This window comes from Pedobacter aquatilis (genome assembly GCF_032678405.1).
Lineage (GTDB): Bacteria > Bacteroidota > Bacteroidia > Sphingobacteriales > Sphingobacteriaceae > Pedobacter > Pedobacter aquatilis_A.
In genome coordinates, this window is record NZ_JAVTSJ010000005.1 from 355,682 (window position 1) to 372,028 (window position 16,347).

Genomic DNA, 16,347 nt, shown 5'->3' on the forward strand with positions numbered 1-16,347 from the left:
TTCTATGCAGTTTTAGCTTCTTTTCGTCTTCTAAAAATCGACAATAAGAAACCAACAACCATTATAATTGTACCCGACCAGTAAAGGTTTATGTAAGGGAATTCAATAGCTTTAAATACAACCCAGTCTTTTGCTTGCTGTGGTTTTTCGAAAATCTGCAGCTCAACTTTCTTTTCATCAGGCAATACCCTTGAAAAACGGAATTTCAAATCGAGTTCATCTACCTTACGGGCAAAATCGAAAGTGTTATTTCCTTTGATTAAAAAGATTGGTTCTGTATTGTATATTTTACCACTAGCGTTAATTTCCAAAGGTAAACCTACAGCGAAATCGCCATTGGCAAGTGCTAAATCTTTAGCTGTTGGCTTGTTATTTAATGCTTTTACCGTTACAATACCGCTCGATGTATGAATGGTATCGCCAGCAGCAACCTTAATTATACGTGGGGCTTTATAATTCTCATCATCCGAGTGGCCTTCATGGTCGTCGTGAGCAGTTTTTTTAATCGCCGCACTTGTAATGTGTGTGTAAACATCATAAGTTAAGTAATGCTTCGTATCTGGTGAAGCAATTAAACCCATCTTCTCATTATCCTGAACATGCGGATGTAAGTTAAAGTCCTCTTTTAGCTTACCCTCATCGTCATAAACTTTAAAATTGAGTTCGTAAATGGTGTTAGGCAATTCCGTTGTATCGCTTACATAGGTAACCGTATACTTACCCATTTTTTTAGGCTCATTCTTGTATAACATAATGTTTTCACCAGGTTTTTCAGTTTTTTCGAAATCCTTAACCGGGATGAAATTATTTACGTTAATCGAAATTGGGTTATTGGTTGCAGCAGAAATCAATGCACCTAATATTAAGAAAGCGAAACCAATATGTGCAATTGCAGCACCTGCAAGCTTTGCTTTTCCGCCGAATGCCTGATATAAAATAGCTGCATTGGACAAGATAGCGAATAAACAACTGAACGTAATTAGTATGTACATGGTATTGGTATAAATACCTGCTATATATACCAGTCCTCCTGTTAAAACAACTGAAAATAAAATAGCCGAAACCAGGCTGCTGTAAAACTTACGTGGATCGGTCCTTTTGTATTTCAGGTATTGAGAAAAGCCTGAAATAAGCGTAATCAATACGGCAAAAGGTGCCTGCCATTGGTTGTAATACTTTACAGCATCGATAGGCGGCGAAAATTTTGTACCAAAAGCCTTGTTAAATACCGGCACTGAAGTTGAAAATATAACCTGAATACAGGCAATTGTAACCACTAAAGCGCCAATAAACATCCAGAATTCGCGTGAATAAGTTTCCTCATCCTTAGTGGTAATCGGTAACTCTTTCCAACGAACTACAATAAGGACTACCGCTAAAACGGCAAACACAACATTGTAAAGAATCAAGTGACCAAACATGCCCATATCGGTAAATGAGTGTACCGAAGTATCGCCCAGAATACCACTTCTGGTTAAAAATGATGCGTAAAGCACCAACAGGAAACTTAAAAAAACCAATGCAATTGCAGTGAAGTAAGCATGCCCGGTGTTTTTATAGGCAATCATTACGTGTACCGCACCGATAAGCGTTAACCATGGAATTAAAGAAGCATTTTCAACAGGATCCCATGCCCAGAAACCACCAAAATTTAGTGCTTCGTAAGCCCAGAAAGATCCCATGATAATACCTGTTCCCAACACCATCACCGCAAAAAGTGTCCATGGCATAGCAGGCTTAATCCATTCCTTATATCTTTTTTGCCAAAGTGCCGCGATTCCATAAGCAAAAGGAACCACCATACTCGCAAAACCTAAGAATAAGGTTGGTGGGTGAATAACCATCCAATAATTTTGCAATAATGGATTTAAACCTCTGCCATCAGTAATAAATTTCAAATAATTGGCGAAGTTTTCAGGATTTGCGAAAACTACAGGCGCCATCGATTTAAGGTCTAATGAATCTCTTAGCAGAATAAAAGGAGAACTTCCGATTCTTTCCCCGAAAATCTCTACACCGAGCATCATCGAGGTTAGAAATACCTGTGAAAAGGCAATAACGGTCATTACAGGTCTTTCCCAGGTTTTAGCCTTCCAGATTAAAAGCGCACCTAAAAAGGATTGCCAGAAAGCCCAAAGCCAGAAACTTCCCTCTTGTCCTTCCCAAAAAGCAGAAATAATATAGTAAATCGGCAATTCTTTTGATGAATGCCAGTAAACATAACTGTATTCATTATAATGACCTAAAACGAGATAAAAAAGGGTTACACCGATACCGATAATACTTGCCCAGTTTACCAGAAATCCAATCCTACCAAGGTTTCTCCAGGATTTATCTTCTAAATTTTTCTCGCGACTGGCATAAAAATATGCAATTGTTGATAATAACGATGCACTGAATGCCAACACAATAAAAAACTGTCCGATTTTACCCGGTAACAGGTTTTCGCCTACAAATTGAATGTCCATTAAATTGATTATATTTTTTTCTCGCCATATTTGCCAACTTCTTTAACCTTACCATCTTTATTGATTTCAACAAGGTTATCATTATATTTTGAAGGGCATTTCATTAAAATTTTTGAGGCATAGAATTTATCCTTATCCATTTTTCCGATAAGAACCAGTTTTTCGGATTTCTCAAAATCCTGAGGTTTTGTTCCGCTGTAGATTACTTCGCGAATTTCACCTTTTTCATCCTTCATGTGGAAAGAGAAATGATTGGCATCTTTAACTGCATCATAATAAGTGCCCTGAGATTTATCCCAATAACCCATAACATGCTCTTCCTTATTTGAGCTTGCCGCTTCGCTGAAATTAGAATAAGTATCTGTATTAGCATTTAAGCTAAATAAGATTCCAACTGAAATTGCGATGGTGATTAAACCGATTATTGCACTTTTTTTCATTTTATGTATACTTGTAAAAGCTGGCAACAAAGATAAAAAAATAGGCTTAGCGAACATTCATTTACATATTTCTTGTCTTTATACTGACAATTAGCTGATCATTTAAGCACTTTGAAATTGATTCAGCTTACTATTTATATCAGTTCTAAATATTTTCTATAAAATCAGTTACTCTTAGCATTAATTATTAAGTTTGAACATTCGGATCATGGTTTCTTTTCTCTCGTACAGATAATCTAATGTAACTCGCTATGAAGCTTAAACAATTCTACAAGTTTTTACTGTTTATTGCCTTAATTCCTACTTTAAGCTCGTGTTTTGAAGTAATTGAAGAAATTACAATGCGAAATGATGGGACAGGTGATGTTACATTAACCATTAATCTTAGCCAAAGCAAAACTAAAATCGCCTCAGTTATGCTTTTAGATAGCGTTCAGGGGTATAAAGTACCGAGTAAGCAGAAAATCCAGCAGGAATTAGGCGAGGCTGTAGCTTACCTGAAAAAATCAGAGGGGATTTCGAATGTTAAAAGCACTAGTGATTTTAACAATTACATTGCTACCATAAGCTTTAATTTTAAAGATGTTTCTAATATCAATAACATTACCAGGAACATTTTAGCACAACAGAAAATTAAAGCTACCAATACTTCATCATACAGTTTTAATAAAGCCACAAGAACTTTTGTGCGGAAATATCAGCCTGTTAGTACGGCTAAAACCGAATTCAATAAGTTAAAAAGTCAGGATAAGGCAGTATTTAATGGTGCCACCTACACCAGTATTTACCGTTTCGAATCGCTTGTAACAAACACCAGCAATCTGGCATCAAACATCTCAAAATCTAAAAAAGCCGTAATGCTTAAAAGCAGTATTATGGATTTAATCAACGGAAAAATAAACGTCTCCAATCAAATACAACTATCTAAATAAAATGAAAAAACTGCTAATCGTTATTACAATTTTACTGCTCGCCAAACTAAATTACGCTCAGGATTTAGTAAAGAAAATTCCGGCAAATGCCTTCACAGTTGCCACAATTAAAGGTGATAACGTTTTCAAACTAATGTTTGTAAACGATTTTAACGAATCATTTGTAGGAAAAAAGCTTCTTAGTGAAACGTCTAAATCGCTTGATAAAAATTTCACCAGTATTGAAGATTTCGGGATTAATCTGGAGAAAAACATGTACTATTTCAATCAACTAAGTGACAGCATTACTTATCACTGTTTTCTTATTCCGATTAAAGATGCATCGAAGTTTGAAAGTTTAATAAACAACAAAGAAAGTAAGGTGCAAGCGAATGGTGATATCAGAACATTGATTTTGCCCGACAGCACCAGTATTTTAAAATGGAATAACAGCATGATGTACTTTGTTACAGGAAGCATCAAAAGTTCGTTCTTTGCAGATTCTGTAAAATCTGCTAAATACGGTATTAAAGATATCAGATATCAAAACAAATACGAGGATCTTACAGATAGTGCAATGGTAGCTGTTGATTCTACTTACATTACTACTACAGCTCCAGTTATTGAAGAAACTATATCAGCACCAGTTGTAAAAAACACAATTCAGAAGAAAACAACTACGAAAAAAACAACTTCAACAAAAAGCGTCGGTAAAAAGAAATCGTCAAAAAATAAAGCTAAGGCTAAAGTAAAAAACAGAAAAAGCAACCCTAGCCATGAGGTTGAAGAAATTGTAGCTACAACGGTAGCAATTACGGATAGCATGGATGTAGATACGCCACCTCCTCCGGGCTATGAAGATGATCAATACGCGGCATATCAAAAAGAAAAAGCAGAACAAGATGCTAAAGCAAAACAATTGGCCTTTGTTTGGATGACTGAGCAATCCAATAAAATTTTCAATTCATCATACGAATCCATCGAAAAGAATAAGTCGTATACATCTAGCTTAAATGATAAAGCCATCGCCGAACTGTGGATTTCGAGCTTGCAGGATGTTTATAATACTATGGCCCCCGAGTTTGGCGCATATGGAAATGCAGGAGTATTGAAGGGCTATGGCAGTTTAAGTGCCAAACTTTATATGGATAAAAAGAGTTTCCGAATTAGTACTGGTGTTCAATTAGCTAAAGAACAGGCCGATTCGTATAAAAAAATAATGAACCGGAAATTGAATAAAAAATTCAAAAACTATGTAAACAGCGAAAAAGCAATCGGTTTTATGAGTTATTCCATGGATACCAAAGCTTATCTGGAAGAATTTCCAAAATATTTTGAACAAACTTACGGTTCGTTTTTAGGGGGAAATGTAAAAGACGAAATTGAACTGGGAGCTGATTTATTTTCACTTTTACTGGATGAGGAAGCTGTAAGTAACGTAATAAAAGGCGATGCCTTGTTTGTTATTAATGGATTGAAAAGTAAAGAAGTTACTTACACTTCTTATGAGTATGATGATGATTATAACCGTAAAGAAGTTACTAAAACCAAACAGGAAACCCTACCCGATTTTCTATTCATGTTTTCTTCTGAAGATAATCGTTTATTTAACAAACTTATCAAATACGGTGTTAAGAAAAACTACCTGAGTACAAACGATAATATTTATAAAATTGAGGAGAAAAAAAGTCCGGTCGACATTTATTTCATGATAAAGGATGGCATTGTTTTTTTCGGCAACTCCTTAACAGAGCTGCAAAGCATCAGCAATAATACCTTTAACTCGAAAATTAATAAAGCCCATAAAACCCTGCTTACAAAAAACAATTACAGTTTCTTATTTAACGCCAAAAATCTGGCTGGTAAAGTTCCTGTTGAAGAATTTGGCGGACAGGAAACCGCTAAAAAATTCAATGAAACCTTAGGGAAGATGGGTAACATATACATGAAATCTAACCCCATTAAAGGGAATCTCGTATCGGCTGAAATTAGTGCCGAAATACCTAACGGCCATGAAAATGCACTGAAATATTTATTTTCGTTAATTGAAAATGCTGCAAAATAACAAAGCTTGCAACACTCAATTAAAGTTAACCAGTTCATTATTTAAGACAGTTAACCCAATTGCATGAAGAAATTTTTAAAAATAACTGCAGTGATATTTTTATCGCTGCTTATTTTTTTTGTCGGAACCTTTAAATACAGGCAATACAATGCCAATCGGGTTAAACTACCTAAACAGATAACATCGCTTGTAAAAATCAATGTAGATGAGCTTTATAAAAGTTTAGCCGCCAACATCATTTCTAATCCGGCGTTCTATTTCAAATCGGATTTTAGCAAAAGAAAAGATTCAAAATTTTCTGGTTTCGAACATGGCTTAAAAATTCCGGCAAGCATTTATTTATACACGCTTGAAAACCAACCTAAATCGGCAATCTTCACACGACTGGAAATTAAAGACTATAACGATTTTGAAAACTTTTTAAAAACTGTTACCGGGTTGAGAATTGAGAAGAAAGCTGGACAGCTAAAATGTGCTAAATCCAAACCAGGAAATTTTAGTGTTTATTACAACAAACAGGTTGCTGCAATTGTGCTATCAAATGAAATAAATAACTACGATGCTATATTGGCGGATATCCTTATCCAAAAAGACTTTGAAGAAATCAATAAATACAAGTTTGGGAATCTGATTAATGCGCACAAACATATCTGTTACGAAATGGGTACCACCTATGCGGAACTGAACTTTGAAAATGGTAAGGTAAATTTCCTGAATACTTTTAATCAACCAGTTGGAACAATACTTAACAGTGGATTTCCGCATCCTGTAGCTGATAAAAACAGTACGGTAAGTTTTTGGTTAAATGCAGGTTTTGCTAAAGCTGAAAACAAAACCTATAAACTTAAAAATGTACATGTAGAACGCGATAGCCTGGCAAAATACTACAAGAACTCTTTAGCTTTCGAATGGACCAACACCATTCTACAAACCGATTCAATAATTACGTATGATTATAATGATGATTTTGAAAAAGTTGAAAAGGTAGCCCTGCAGAAAAAGGAAATCCCTGATTTCGTTGTCAATATAGCTGCCGATGTAAAGGGCCTGAAAAATTACCTTAGCCATCAAAACATTATTAATCCCGATGGTGGCACACTAAATAAAGCGGCATTTCCATTATACAAAGTGTTGGTTAGCAACACCGATAAAGAGCTTGTTCTAAGCACAAAACAACACCACAAAACAGCTACAAAAACAGCTAAAACCGATGACTTTTTTGCCTTGAATGTAAATTTTATTAAACTAAATAAACAGCTTAATCAACCCTTAACGACCCGCTATTTCAAAAATCTTACGCAATTAACCATGAGTGGAAAAGCAAGTAATACTGGCGAAATTAAAATTGAAGGCAAGTTAAGCATGGTAAATAGAGATATAAACTCATTATTCCAGCTATTAAACAGTTTGTAAATTATACTTAAAAGCTAAATTCGCCGATATATTCGTAAATTAACCGTAAAACATCTTTTAAATGCTGCATGACAATCTGATTCTCATTCTGGTTCTACTTTTGGGCGTAACCCTGCTGGTTATGGTTGGCCAGAAAATAAAAATTTCCTACCCGATTTTCCTGGTACTGGCCGGTTTGCTTATTGGTTTTATCCCCGGAATACCAAATATAAAAATAGACCCTGATATTGTTTTCCTCCTTTTTCTACCTCCCCTGCTTTACGAAGCAGCTTGGTTTACATCCTGGAAAGATTTCTGGGAATATAAAGGCGCCATTTTTTTAATGGCTGTAGGTTTGGTATTCATTACCTCGGTAGCCGTTGCCTATGCTTCTGTTGCCTTTATCCCAGGTTTTACACTGGCATTAGGCTTCTTACTAGGCGGCATTGTTTCTCCTCCCGATGCAGTAGCGGCCGCAGCTGTTTTAAAAGGCATGAAAATACCTAAAGTAGTCAGTTCGCTACTTGAGGGTGAAAGCCTGGTTAACGATGCTTCCAGTTTAATCGTATTTAAATTTGCTTTGGCAACCGTAGTTAGCGGAACATTTGTAATACAGGATGCCGCGGTAAGCTTTGTTACTGTTGCCGGCCTTGGCATTTTAATTGGTTTGGTTATCGGAGGCATTTTCTATCTAATTCACCGCTTTTTGCCTACAACTGATAACATTGATACCGTTTTAACGCTACTCACGCCATATTTCATGTACATAATTGCCGAACATTTTGAGGTTTCCGGTGTTATGGCTGTCGTTTCCGGAGGGTTATTACTCTCGAGCCAGTCTCACATAATTCTCACCTCAAATTCCAGGGTAAAAACAGTTAATGTTTGGTCGTCTTTAATATTTATGCTTAACGGTGTAGTATTTATATTAATTGGTTTGGCTTTACCAGATATTGTAAACGGGCTTGGTCCGGATTACCCTATAGGAAAAGCAATAGGTTATGGTTTTGGGATAAGTGTATTGGCACTTATTGTCCGCTCCCTGTGGTTGGTTTCAACGGCTCAGATTACACTACTCTTTAATAAAAAAACCAGAGTACGCTATCGCGATATGACCTGGCACTCATATGTAGTAATTATTTATGCGGGAATGAGGGGCGTTGTATCTTTAGCCGCAGCACTTTCTATTCCGGTAATGATTTCTGATTCGGTTGCTTTCCCTTTAAGAAACCTGATCTTGTTTATCACCTTTGTGGTCATCTTCATTACCTTGGTTCTACAAGGGCTAACCCTACCATTTGTAATTAAATTACTGAAAATTCCTGAAGCGAAAAGTAAACTGTCAGAACAAGAGCAGACTGATCAGATTAAGCTAAAATTAATCGATCTTTCATTAGACAAACTAAATGCCGATTACCAGCATCAATGCACACACAATGAATTGATGGTTAATTTAAAAGCCGAACTACATCATTCTTTAAAAGAGAAAAAAGATAATATTCAAGCTTTTAAAAGAGGTGAGATAAATAAGGAAGATTTAAAAGCCTATCAGGAAATTGTACTCACGCTAATTAAAATTCAACGTGATGAATTGCACCATTTAAAAAGCAATAAAAATTATGATGACGAAGTAATACGAAAAGAAGAATGGCGGCTTGACTTAGAAGAGCTCAGTGTTACTTCATCGTAATAAAAAATCCTTGCAAGTTAAACATCTGCAAGGATTTTTTGCTTTAAGCTTTAGCCTTTCAGCTTTTTATGGCCAAACACCTAAGTTCATATAAGAAACTGCAATTTTATCAATTGAATTAACGAAAGCAGCGGTTCTTAATGTCTGTGTACCAGGTTTAACCATCAGCGTTTCGCGAATTTCATGATATGAATGGATCATGGTATCTTCTAAACCAGAGTTTACTAGTTCCATTTCTGATGCACCTTTAACAATCATTAAGCGGTGCTCAGGAAGAATAGTTTTTCCTGTTAGGTTTTCTAAAGTAGCAATCAAATTTGCATTTGAGTTAGCAGCATAACGGTTTTCCATACGACCGAAAGCTACGTGAGAAAGGTTTTTCAACCACTCGAAGTATGATACAGTAACACCACCAGCATTGCAATACATATCTGGAATAATGATACCACCCATTTCTTTAAAGATAGCTTCTGCTTCAGGAGTAGTTGGCCCGTTAGCACCCTCAGCGATAATTCTTGCTTTAATGTTACGGATATTTGCTTCAGTAAACTGGTTTTCCAATGCCGCCGGAACGATGATATCGCAATCCTGCTCCAAGCCTTCCATTGAGTTTTTAAAATCGGTAGCACCTGGGAAGCCTAAAATTGAACCTGTATTTTTACGGTGGGCGAAAACTTCATCAACGTTTAAGCCATTCGGATTATAAATAGCGCCTTCAAATTCGCATAAACCAACAATAGTAGCACCAAATTCAGCTAAGAATTTAGCAGAGTGGTAACCAACATTACCCAAACCCTGAACAATTACTCTTTTATCACCCAAACCAGCTTTAAAACCAAGTTTAGCCATATCTTCAGCAACTTCTACACACTCGCGTACTGCATAAGCAACACCACGGCCAGTAGCCTCTTTACGTCCACGGATACCGTGTAATGCAATAGGTTTACCTGTTACACAGCCCAGGGCATCCAGCTGACCTGGATTCATAGTCATATAAGTATCCGCAATCCAGCTCATTTCGCGTTCACCAGATCCGTAATCCGGAGCAGGAACATCGATACCAGGGCCAATAAAATTCTTTTTGATTAATTCTGTGGTATAACGACGGGTAATGGTTTCTAACTCCGCTACACTATATTGTTTCGTATTGATTTTGATACCGCCTTTAGCACCGCCGAAAGGTACGTTTACGATAGCACATTTATAAGTCATCAAGGCTGCAAGTGCCATCACCTCATCTTCGTTAACCATTTCGCTGTAACGAATACCACCTTTTGTCGGGCTCATGTGATGCGAGTGTTCTACACGCCATGCATCGATAACTTCAAAACCGTTTCCTCTGCGAATAGGGAATTGGAAACGATACACACTATTACACGCTTTAATCTGGTTCAATAAACCTTCAGGATGATTGGTGAATTGAGCCGCACTGTCAAAGTTTTTGCATACGTCAGCAAAAAACTTGTTCTCGTCTGCTAGATTAGCCATTTTTTCTTTTTTATGAATTAAGTATGGCGCAAAATTGCCTAAAAAAACCGCATATCTCCAAATGAAAAAACACTTAGTGTAAAGCAAACACCAATTACTTTCGGTTCAAAAAACTGGTTTAAAACGTTTAAACTTAGTTTTTAGGTGAGTTTTCTTTTTCTATTTTTTTTAATCTTTTATCGATTGAGAAAAGATAGGCCAGTAAACCCAGTAAAATAATAACGATACAAGTTACCACAACGTAAATTTTACCGTCGCTACGCAGCTTATCGGCCATTTCCACGCCATTATCCTGAGCAAATAATTGTGCAGTTGCAAGCATTAATATAAGGGAGAATAATATTTTTTTCATTTCTTTTTTAATTTTTTGGTTGTTTAACCAATTGGTGTTGTGAGCGGGCTTTAAGTTCCGACGGTTAATTTTGTTGTTGTTTGGCTTCTATTGATCGGATCCGGAAACGGATGGTATACACCCAGTAACCGATTAAGATCCAACCCAAACATGCCGGATAAAACACCATACGCATTCGGCTATCCAAATCGTAACTGTTAAAGCCCGGGTTGCCTCCATTTCCAGGATGTAATGAGTCTTTTAAACGTGGTAAAACAAATAACAATACCACCATCATCGGGAAAGCGAAAATATTATAAATCGCAGAAATTTTAGCTCTTTTTTGCTCTTCGTCAATCGCGTTGCGAAGAATTAAATAGGCGAAATACAATAGAACAGAAATCGCTGCAAAGTTCTGTTTCGGATCGAAACTCCAGAATTGTCCCCAGGTATATTTTGCCCATACAGCACCGGTTACAAGCCCTAAAATACCGAAAATAATTCCCGCATTCACACTCTCAACAGCTTTCATATCATCGATTTCACTTTTGGTGCTTAATGTTTTAATGCTGTAAAAAACCGATATCGAAAAAAGCACAATCATGGCAAACCACATCGGTACGTGAAAATACAGGTTTCTGATTGATTCATTTAAAATAGCTAATCTAGGTACACCTAATAATAAACCTGCAATTGCAGTATAAACAACCAGTACCGACCCTAAAATTTTCCACCACGTTTTATTCATATATATTTAATTTTTGAATGATTCCATTCTACATCATCCATCTTACGTTTTTAGTCTCTCCAAAGGTAAGGAAATAACAATAAAGAGGTTGCTACCGTAAGCACGTTAACCAACAGCAACATGCCTATTTCATCGTAACTGTTTTCCCAGGGCAAACCATCTACAGCGTTTTTAGCCAGCTTAATCAAAAGTATCAATACGGGTATAATAATCGGAAAGCTTAAAATTGCCATAAGCATACCGCCATTACCTGCTTTACTGGCAATTGCAGAAACCATTGTAAATACCGTAGAAAAGCTAATACTCCCTAATATTACAGCAATATAATAAAGTGCTAAATCGGGTGGTGTAAATGAGTCGAAAACGAGTGTATAAAAGCCTAATGCAATTGTAGTGAGCACAAGCATTAATAAAATATTATAAACTGTTTTTGAGATGAGTACCGCAGCCGGGCTTGCCAAAATGTAGCTGTACAATTGCTGGCCTTTGGTTTCTTGTAAAAAGCTTTTAGAAACGCCATTTATAGAGGCAAAAAGAATAATGATCCAGAATAAGGCGTTCCATGCCAGCTTATCGCTTAAACTGACAAAAGATAGATAACAGGTAAAAATAGTTGAAACCACATATAGTAGTATACCATTAATGGTGTATTTGGAGCGCCACTCTAACAGTACTTCCTTGTGGATTAAGTATTTAACCTCTTTGGCCAGTTGCATAACCGCAAAGATACTTTTATTGTGAAATATTGCCAGCGGAAATTGTAGGTTTGTTGTAATATTGTTTAAAGCAATATCCACAGATTAGGTTACCACGGAAACACAAAAAAATGAACGCTTCTGTTCCGCGGTCTCCGTGTTTCCGTGGCAAAAAAACATGAAATACGCGTCAGTTATAACTTCGCCCATAGGTAATATCATCATCCTTGCTGAGGATGACTTTGTTTATGCTGTTACTTTTGCAGAAAAGGATATTGATGGTTTACCTGAAAATGAATTGACCAAAAATGTAGCCCGGCAGCTGGAAGCTTATTTTAAAGGCGATTTAAAAGAGTTCGATTTCCCCATGAAACAGAAAGGAACTGATTTCCAGCAGGAAGTATGGCGAAACCTACTCAGCATTCCTTACGGAGAAACAACTTCCTATGCAAAGTTTTCGGCACATAAACCACTCGCTATTAGAGCCATCGCCGCAGCAAATGGTAAAAACAACATTGCCATTGTGGTTCCTTGCCACAGAGTAATTGGCAGCAACGGCAAATTAGTGGGCTATGCCGGCGGCTTATGGCGAAAGCAATGGCTTCTACAACATGAACGGGAAATTGCCCAAAAAGGACAAACTACATTAAAATTTTAAGATGAATACCAATCCAGAACAAGCCGGTACACCAGATTATTTAAAAGCGATACGTTTAATTAACATTGAAGCGGATAAATGTGATTTCGAAATAGGAAAGCTCAATATCCGACAACATGTTAATGCCACTCATTTTTTCGCCCAAACAGATACCTCCTTACAATATGCATCGCACCCGGCGCCTCGCAGGCAGTTTGTAATTACACTAAAAGGGAAACTAAAATTTACTGTTACCAGTGGAAAAACGTTTATTCTTGAGCCAGGCATTGTATTAATTGCTAACGATACAAAAGGAACTGGCCATACCTGGGAAATTATTGATGGTACTGAATGGGAAAGGATTTATATTCCTCTGGATGAGGAAACTGAAGATTATTTTATTGCAGACTAATCATTTAAAAACCGATTGCAACTAAATTGCGTAAATAACATTAAATCTTCAATGTTATGAAATTCGTTTGCGCCGTTTTACTCCTGTTATTAAATTTTTCAGCAGCAGAAAAAAATACAGCGATTGATAAGCTGGACCTGAAAAAATATTCAGGAACCTGGTATTCGCTTTATTCCATTCCAACCATATTCGACAGAGGAAGTAGGGAAACCACAACGAAATACACCCTAAATAAAGATGGTTTTTATAATGTTTTAACCACCTATAAAAAGCCTAACGACGAAAAAGTATACTCCAGGAATTCGAAAATGTTTCCATCAGAAGAAGGAAAAGATGGAGCGCTGCAAGCACAATTTGTCTGGCCGATTAAAGTAGATTATTGGATTATAGAACTTGCCGATGATTACTCTTATGTGGTAGTAGGCCACCCCGACCATAAGTTTTTATTCATCATGAGCCGTAATCAGGCTATGCTTAAGAAAACTCATGATGAAATTGTTGCCCGCTGCAAAGCGAAGGGTTATGAAGTTGAAAAACTGACTTCGCAGTTTAAAGATTAGTTTGCGGTGTAAGCTTTTCTCCTCGTTTAGTACTGAAAAGCATAAAAATAACACCAACAAGAAATACAATCCATCCCCATTGAAAATGAACAACTTTTCCGATTAACTTGTTGGCAAAGCCGTATTTTGTGTAGTTGTGCGCTGTAAAATACACAGCTACAACTGCTAAAACATACCAAATGGCCATCACGACACCCATAAACTTAAATGCGCCTACTTTCCGAATAAACAAAAAGAATACCGATAAGGCAATAATGGCAAACGTGATAAAAAATAACCTGGCATCTGATTGATACAAGTTCCAGTTCCCTTTAATAGGAACTTTTAACATCGGGCAAAATGCTGCAATTACACATAATAATATCCCTAGCCAGGCCCTGAATTTATTTAAAACCAACATCGTTCGAAATTTATTAATTGTTTGAATTGGTTAACTGAACATGAAACTATTGCCCTTCGATAATACCCATCTTATCGGCGAAATGCGCACAATAATCACGCAAATCTTCAACAATTAAAGTTTCGTTGGTTGCTTTTAAAAAACTATCACCCATGGTTTGTAAGGTTTCATAGAAGAAACGTTTCATTTCATCAACAGGCATATCTTTAGTCCAAAGATCGATTTTCAAGGTATTTTTATAGTTATGATCCCAAACGGATAAGAACATGGCCTTTGCCGGAACTTTATCTGAGTTTACGGAATCTGAACTTTCCCAAAGAATATTATCAGGGTTATTGCCCTCGTCTAATTCAACTGTTAATTTTATTTCTGCTGTTTTCATTTTAATTTTTTACGGTTGCAAAGATGCTTATTTTAGTAAAGACTTCATGTTTATCTTATGTTACTTTTTGTAATATTACCATCAACACTAGGGTAATAATAATAAAAGCAGATTCCACAATCCAGATCCTTTTTAAATCTTTTAAGGTAAAACGAAAAATCAAATCGGTAATAAAAGTTACCAGAATTAAACAACCCAGAATAAGCAAGTAAAAACCGCTTAAATCAATATGTCCGGGTGTGATAGCTTTAGCAGAAAATAAATTTACGGCTACTAAACCCAAACTAACAGCGCCAACTATATTTAATGGTGTAATCCTTAACTTCATTTATTTCTTCTTATCAAACCGTTTACCTTTTTTGAAAGATTTAACCTGTTTACCAGCTTTTGCTTTAGCCTTATCTCTTGCCTTTTGCTCAATCACTTTTGCATTTTTCTTCTCATGGAAAGCACCTTTAAAGTCAGGATCTTCTTTCCGTTTCTGCATATCAATTTCACGGGCAATATGCTGGCGCTCTTCATAAGGAGTTTCATCGATGTAAACACCCTCAGGAATTTCAGCTACCGGAATATACTGCCGAATGAGCTTCTCAATCTTCCGGATATAATATTTCTCGGCGTCTGTTGCAAAAGTTATGGCATCACCTTTTGCAAAAGCCCTTCCCGTACGTCCGATTCTGTGTACGTAATCTTCGATAATAATCGGCACGTCGAAATTAATAACATGGCTTACATCACTCACGTCAATTCCTCGGCTTGCCACATCAGTGGCTACCAACACGCGAATGTTTCCTTCTTTAAAACTGTTAATGGAATTTATTCGAGTGTTCTGTCCTTTATTAGCATGAATTACCCGAACATTTTCGGCACCGTACCTGCGTTCAATAAAGCTAAAAATATTATCGGCTACCGTTTTTGTTTTACAGAAAATAATCAGACGGGTAAAAGCCTCATCATTCTTTAAAAGATGCTGTAAGAGATTGATTTTAGTCTTAAAATTCGGAACGTAATACAAAGTCTGTGCTACATTGGCGGCAGGCGTTGCCTGTTCAGAAGTTTCGATGATGGTTGGATTCTTCAGGAAATCACCGGCGATTTTTTGTACCAGTTCACTCATCGTTGCCGAAAACAGCAAATTTTGTCGCTTGCGGGGCACAATCTCCAAAATACGGTGTATTGAGCCAATAAAGCCCATGTCCATCATTTTATCTGCCTCATCAAGTACCAGAAATTTCAGGCTTTGGGTATTAATGTCACCCGACAAGTATAAATCAAGGAAACGCCCAGGCGTAGCAATTAAAATATCTACTCCTTTTGCAATTTGCTCCTTCTGCGCTTTCGGACCTATACCGCCAAATACCACTACTGATCTTAAATCTGTATAGGTTGAAAACAATTTCACTTGCTCTGCAATTTGCATGGCCAGTTCTCGCGTTGGCGACAAAATTAAAGCCCTTGGATTTTCGCCTTGTGCATATTTCAACTGCATTAAAATGGGCAACACAAAAGCCGCCGTTTTACCTGTCCCCGTTTCAGCAATACCAAAAATATCCTGCCCTGATAAAACCGGAGCAATTGCTTTTTCCTGTATTGGCGTAGCAACGGTGTAGCCTGCATCGGCAATTGCATTTAAAATCTGCCTGTTTAACTTAAATTCTTCGAACGATTTTGCCATAGCGCACAAAGATAGTGATTAAGGTTGATGGTTTGAAGGTGGATGGTTAAAAC

At 36.8% G+C, this 16,347-nt stretch carries 17 protein-coding genes; 7 read left to right on the plus strand and 10 right to left on the minus strand.

Translation table 11 applies throughout. The annotated features are described in order from the left end of the window. Positions 1–2: 2 nt before the first annotated feature. Positions 3–2,468 carry a cytochrome c biogenesis protein CcsA gene (gene ccsA / locus R2R71_RS15310; RefSeq protein ID WP_316832153.1) on the minus strand — a complete coding sequence of 822 codons (2,466 nt, stop codon included), beginning with the start codon at positions 2,466–2,468 and terminating at the stop codon, positions 3–5. Positions 2,469–2,476: 8 nt separating this feature from the next. Next, on the minus strand, positions 2,477–2,908 hold the full coding sequence (locus R2R71_RS15315) for a cytochrome c maturation protein CcmE (protein ID WP_316832154.1): 432 nt from the start codon (positions 2,906–2,908) through the stop codon (positions 2,477–2,479). 251 nt (positions 2,909–3,159) lie between these two features. On the opposite strand from R2R71_RS15315, the gene R2R71_RS15320 reads away from it, so the two are divergent. From R2R71_RS15320 to R2R71_RS15335, 4 genes are all read left to right on the plus strand, one after another. Further along, a complete protein-coding gene (locus tag R2R71_RS15320; RefSeq protein ID WP_316832155.1) occupies positions 3,160–3,840 on the plus strand; it encodes a hypothetical protein in 681 nt (226 codons plus the stop codon). Position 3,841: 1 nt separating this feature from the next. Beyond that, on the plus strand, positions 3,842–5,884 hold the full coding sequence (locus tag R2R71_RS15325; RefSeq protein WP_316832156.1) for a hypothetical protein: 2,043 nt from the start codon (positions 3,842–3,844) through the stop codon (positions 5,882–5,884). Positions 5,885–5,947: 63 nt separating this feature from the next. Beyond that, positions 5,948–7,297, plus strand: a complete 1,350-nt coding sequence (locus R2R71_RS15330) for a hypothetical protein (RefSeq protein WP_316832157.1) — start codon at positions 5,948–5,950, stop codon at positions 7,295–7,297. A gap of 61 nt (positions 7,298–7,358) precedes the next feature. Then, the gene (locus tag R2R71_RS15335) at positions 7,359–8,966 is read left to right on the plus strand and encodes a Na+/H+ antiporter (RefSeq protein ID WP_316832158.1); all 1,608 of its coding nucleotides are present in this window, start codon (positions 7,359–7,361) and stop codon (positions 8,964–8,966) included. A gap of 66 nt (positions 8,967–9,032) precedes the next feature. Here R2R71_RS15335 and R2R71_RS15340 read toward each other — a convergent pair whose 3' ends face one another. The 4 genes from R2R71_RS15340 to R2R71_RS15355 all read right to left on the minus strand — a co-directional run bounded on the left by R2R71_RS15340 (position 9,033) and on the right by R2R71_RS15355 (position 12,249). After that, positions 9,033–10,454, minus strand: coding sequence for a Glu/Leu/Phe/Val dehydrogenase (locus tag R2R71_RS15340; RefSeq protein ID WP_316832159.1), 1,422 nt, complete (start codon positions 10,452–10,454; stop codon positions 9,033–9,035). 133 nt (positions 10,455–10,587) lie between these two features. Further along, positions 10,588–10,806 carry a CcmD family protein gene (locus R2R71_RS15345; protein ID WP_316832160.1) on the minus strand — a complete coding sequence of 73 codons (219 nt, stop codon included), beginning with the start codon at positions 10,804–10,806 and terminating at the stop codon, positions 10,588–10,590. Between the two features lie 64 nt (positions 10,807–10,870). Next, on the minus strand, positions 10,871–11,533 hold the full coding sequence (ccsA, locus tag R2R71_RS15350) for a cytochrome c biogenesis protein CcsA (protein ID WP_316832161.1): 663 nt from the start codon (positions 11,531–11,533) through the stop codon (positions 10,871–10,873). Positions 11,534–11,583: 50 nt separating this feature from the next. Next, positions 11,584–12,249, minus strand: a complete 666-nt coding sequence (locus R2R71_RS15355; protein WP_316832162.1) for a heme exporter protein CcmB — start codon at positions 12,247–12,249, stop codon at positions 11,584–11,586. Between the two features lie 157 nt (positions 12,250–12,406). Here R2R71_RS15355 and R2R71_RS15360 point away from each other — a divergent pair, with 157 nt between their 5' ends. Genes R2R71_RS15360 through R2R71_RS15370 form a run of 3 tightly spaced genes read left to right on the plus strand, consistent with a single transcriptional unit; the run spans position 12,407 to position 13,837 of the window. Next, a complete protein-coding gene (locus R2R71_RS15360) occupies positions 12,407–12,886 on the plus strand; it encodes a methylated-DNA--[protein]-cysteine S-methyltransferase (RefSeq protein ID WP_316832163.1) in 480 nt (159 codons plus the stop codon). Between the two features lies 1 nt (position 12,887). After that, positions 12,888–13,277, plus strand: a complete 390-nt coding sequence (locus tag R2R71_RS15365; RefSeq protein ID WP_316832164.1) for a hypothetical protein — start codon at positions 12,888–12,890, stop codon at positions 13,275–13,277. A 56-nt stretch (positions 13,278–13,333) separates the two neighbouring features. After that, positions 13,334–13,837: a lipocalin family protein gene (locus R2R71_RS15370; protein ID WP_316832165.1), complete on the plus strand. Its 504-nt coding sequence runs from the start codon at positions 13,334–13,336 to the stop codon at positions 13,835–13,837. On the opposite strand, the gene R2R71_RS15375 is transcribed toward R2R71_RS15370, so the two are convergent. The 4 genes from R2R71_RS15375 to R2R71_RS15390 are packed head-to-tail and all read right to left on the minus strand — an operon-like array spanning position 13,827 to position 16,294. Then, positions 13,827–14,237, minus strand: a complete 411-nt coding sequence (locus R2R71_RS15375) for a hypothetical protein (protein WP_316832166.1) — start codon at positions 14,235–14,237, stop codon at positions 13,827–13,829. The two genes, R2R71_RS15370 and R2R71_RS15375, sit on opposite strands and share 11 nt — an antisense overlap. 46 nt (positions 14,238–14,283) lie before the next feature. After that, positions 14,284–14,619 (minus strand): gliding motility protein GldC, encoded by a 336-nt coding sequence (gene gldC, locus R2R71_RS15380; protein WP_316832167.1) that lies wholly within the window; start codon positions 14,617–14,619, stop codon positions 14,284–14,286. Between the two features lie 55 nt (positions 14,620–14,674). Beyond that, on the minus strand, positions 14,675–14,947 hold the full coding sequence (locus tag R2R71_RS15385) for a hypothetical protein (RefSeq protein WP_316832168.1): 273 nt from the start codon (positions 14,945–14,947) through the stop codon (positions 14,675–14,677). Beyond that, positions 14,948–16,294 (minus strand): DEAD/DEAH box helicase, encoded by a 1,347-nt coding sequence (locus R2R71_RS15390; protein ID WP_316832169.1) that lies wholly within the window; start codon positions 16,292–16,294, stop codon positions 14,948–14,950. It abuts the gene before it with no gap. Positions 16,295–16,347: the final 53 nt, after the last annotated feature.

Coding starts and splice junctions, on each gene's coding strand:
- ccsA (WP_316832153.1), bottom strand. CDS start 2,468: ATGGACATTCAATTTGTAGGCGAAAACCTGTTACCGGGTAAAATCGGA.
- R2R71_RS15315 (WP_316832154.1), bottom strand. CDS start 2,908: ATGAAAAAAAGTGCAATAATCGGTTTAATCACCATCGCAATTTCAGTT.
- R2R71_RS15320 (WP_316832155.1), top strand. CDS start 3,160: ATGAAGCTTAAACAATTCTACAAGTTTTTACTGTTTATTGCCTTAATT.
- R2R71_RS15325 (WP_316832156.1), top strand. CDS start 3,842: ATGAAAAAACTGCTAATCGTTATTACAATTTTACTGCTCGCCAAACTA.
- R2R71_RS15330 (WP_316832157.1), top strand. CDS start 5,948: ATGAAGAAATTTTTAAAAATAACTGCAGTGATATTTTTATCGCTGCTT.
- R2R71_RS15335 (WP_316832158.1), top strand. CDS start 7,359: ATGCTGCATGACAATCTGATTCTCATTCTGGTTCTACTTTTGGGCGTA.
- R2R71_RS15340 (WP_316832159.1), bottom strand. CDS start 10,454: ATGGCTAATCTAGCAGACGAGAACAAGTTTTTTGCTGACGTATGCAAA.
- R2R71_RS15345 (WP_316832160.1), bottom strand. CDS start 10,806: ATGAAAAAAATATTATTCTCCCTTATATTAATGCTTGCAACTGCACAA.
- ccsA (WP_316832161.1), bottom strand. CDS start 11,533: ATGAATAAAACGTGGTGGAAAATTTTAGGGTCGGTACTGGTTGTTTAT.
- R2R71_RS15355 (WP_316832162.1), bottom strand. CDS start 12,249: ATGCAACTGGCCAAAGAGGTTAAATACTTAATCCACAAGGAAGTACTG.
- R2R71_RS15360 (WP_316832163.1), top strand. CDS start 12,407: ATGAAATACGCGTCAGTTATAACTTCGCCCATAGGTAATATCATCATC.
- R2R71_RS15365 (WP_316832164.1), top strand. CDS start 12,888: ATGAATACCAATCCAGAACAAGCCGGTACACCAGATTATTTAAAAGCG.
- R2R71_RS15370 (WP_316832165.1), top strand. CDS start 13,334: ATGAAATTCGTTTGCGCCGTTTTACTCCTGTTATTAAATTTTTCAGCA.
- R2R71_RS15375 (WP_316832166.1), bottom strand. CDS start 14,237: ATGTTGGTTTTAAATAAATTCAGGGCCTGGCTAGGGATATTATTATGT.
- gldC (WP_316832167.1), bottom strand. CDS start 14,619: ATGAAAACAGCAGAAATAAAATTAACAGTTGAATTAGACGAGGGCAAT.
- R2R71_RS15385 (WP_316832168.1), bottom strand. CDS start 14,947: ATGAAGTTAAGGATTACACCATTAAATATAGTTGGCGCTGTTAGTTTG.
- R2R71_RS15390 (WP_316832169.1), bottom strand. CDS start 16,294: ATGGCAAAATCGTTCGAAGAATTTAAGTTAAACAGGCAGATTTTAAAT.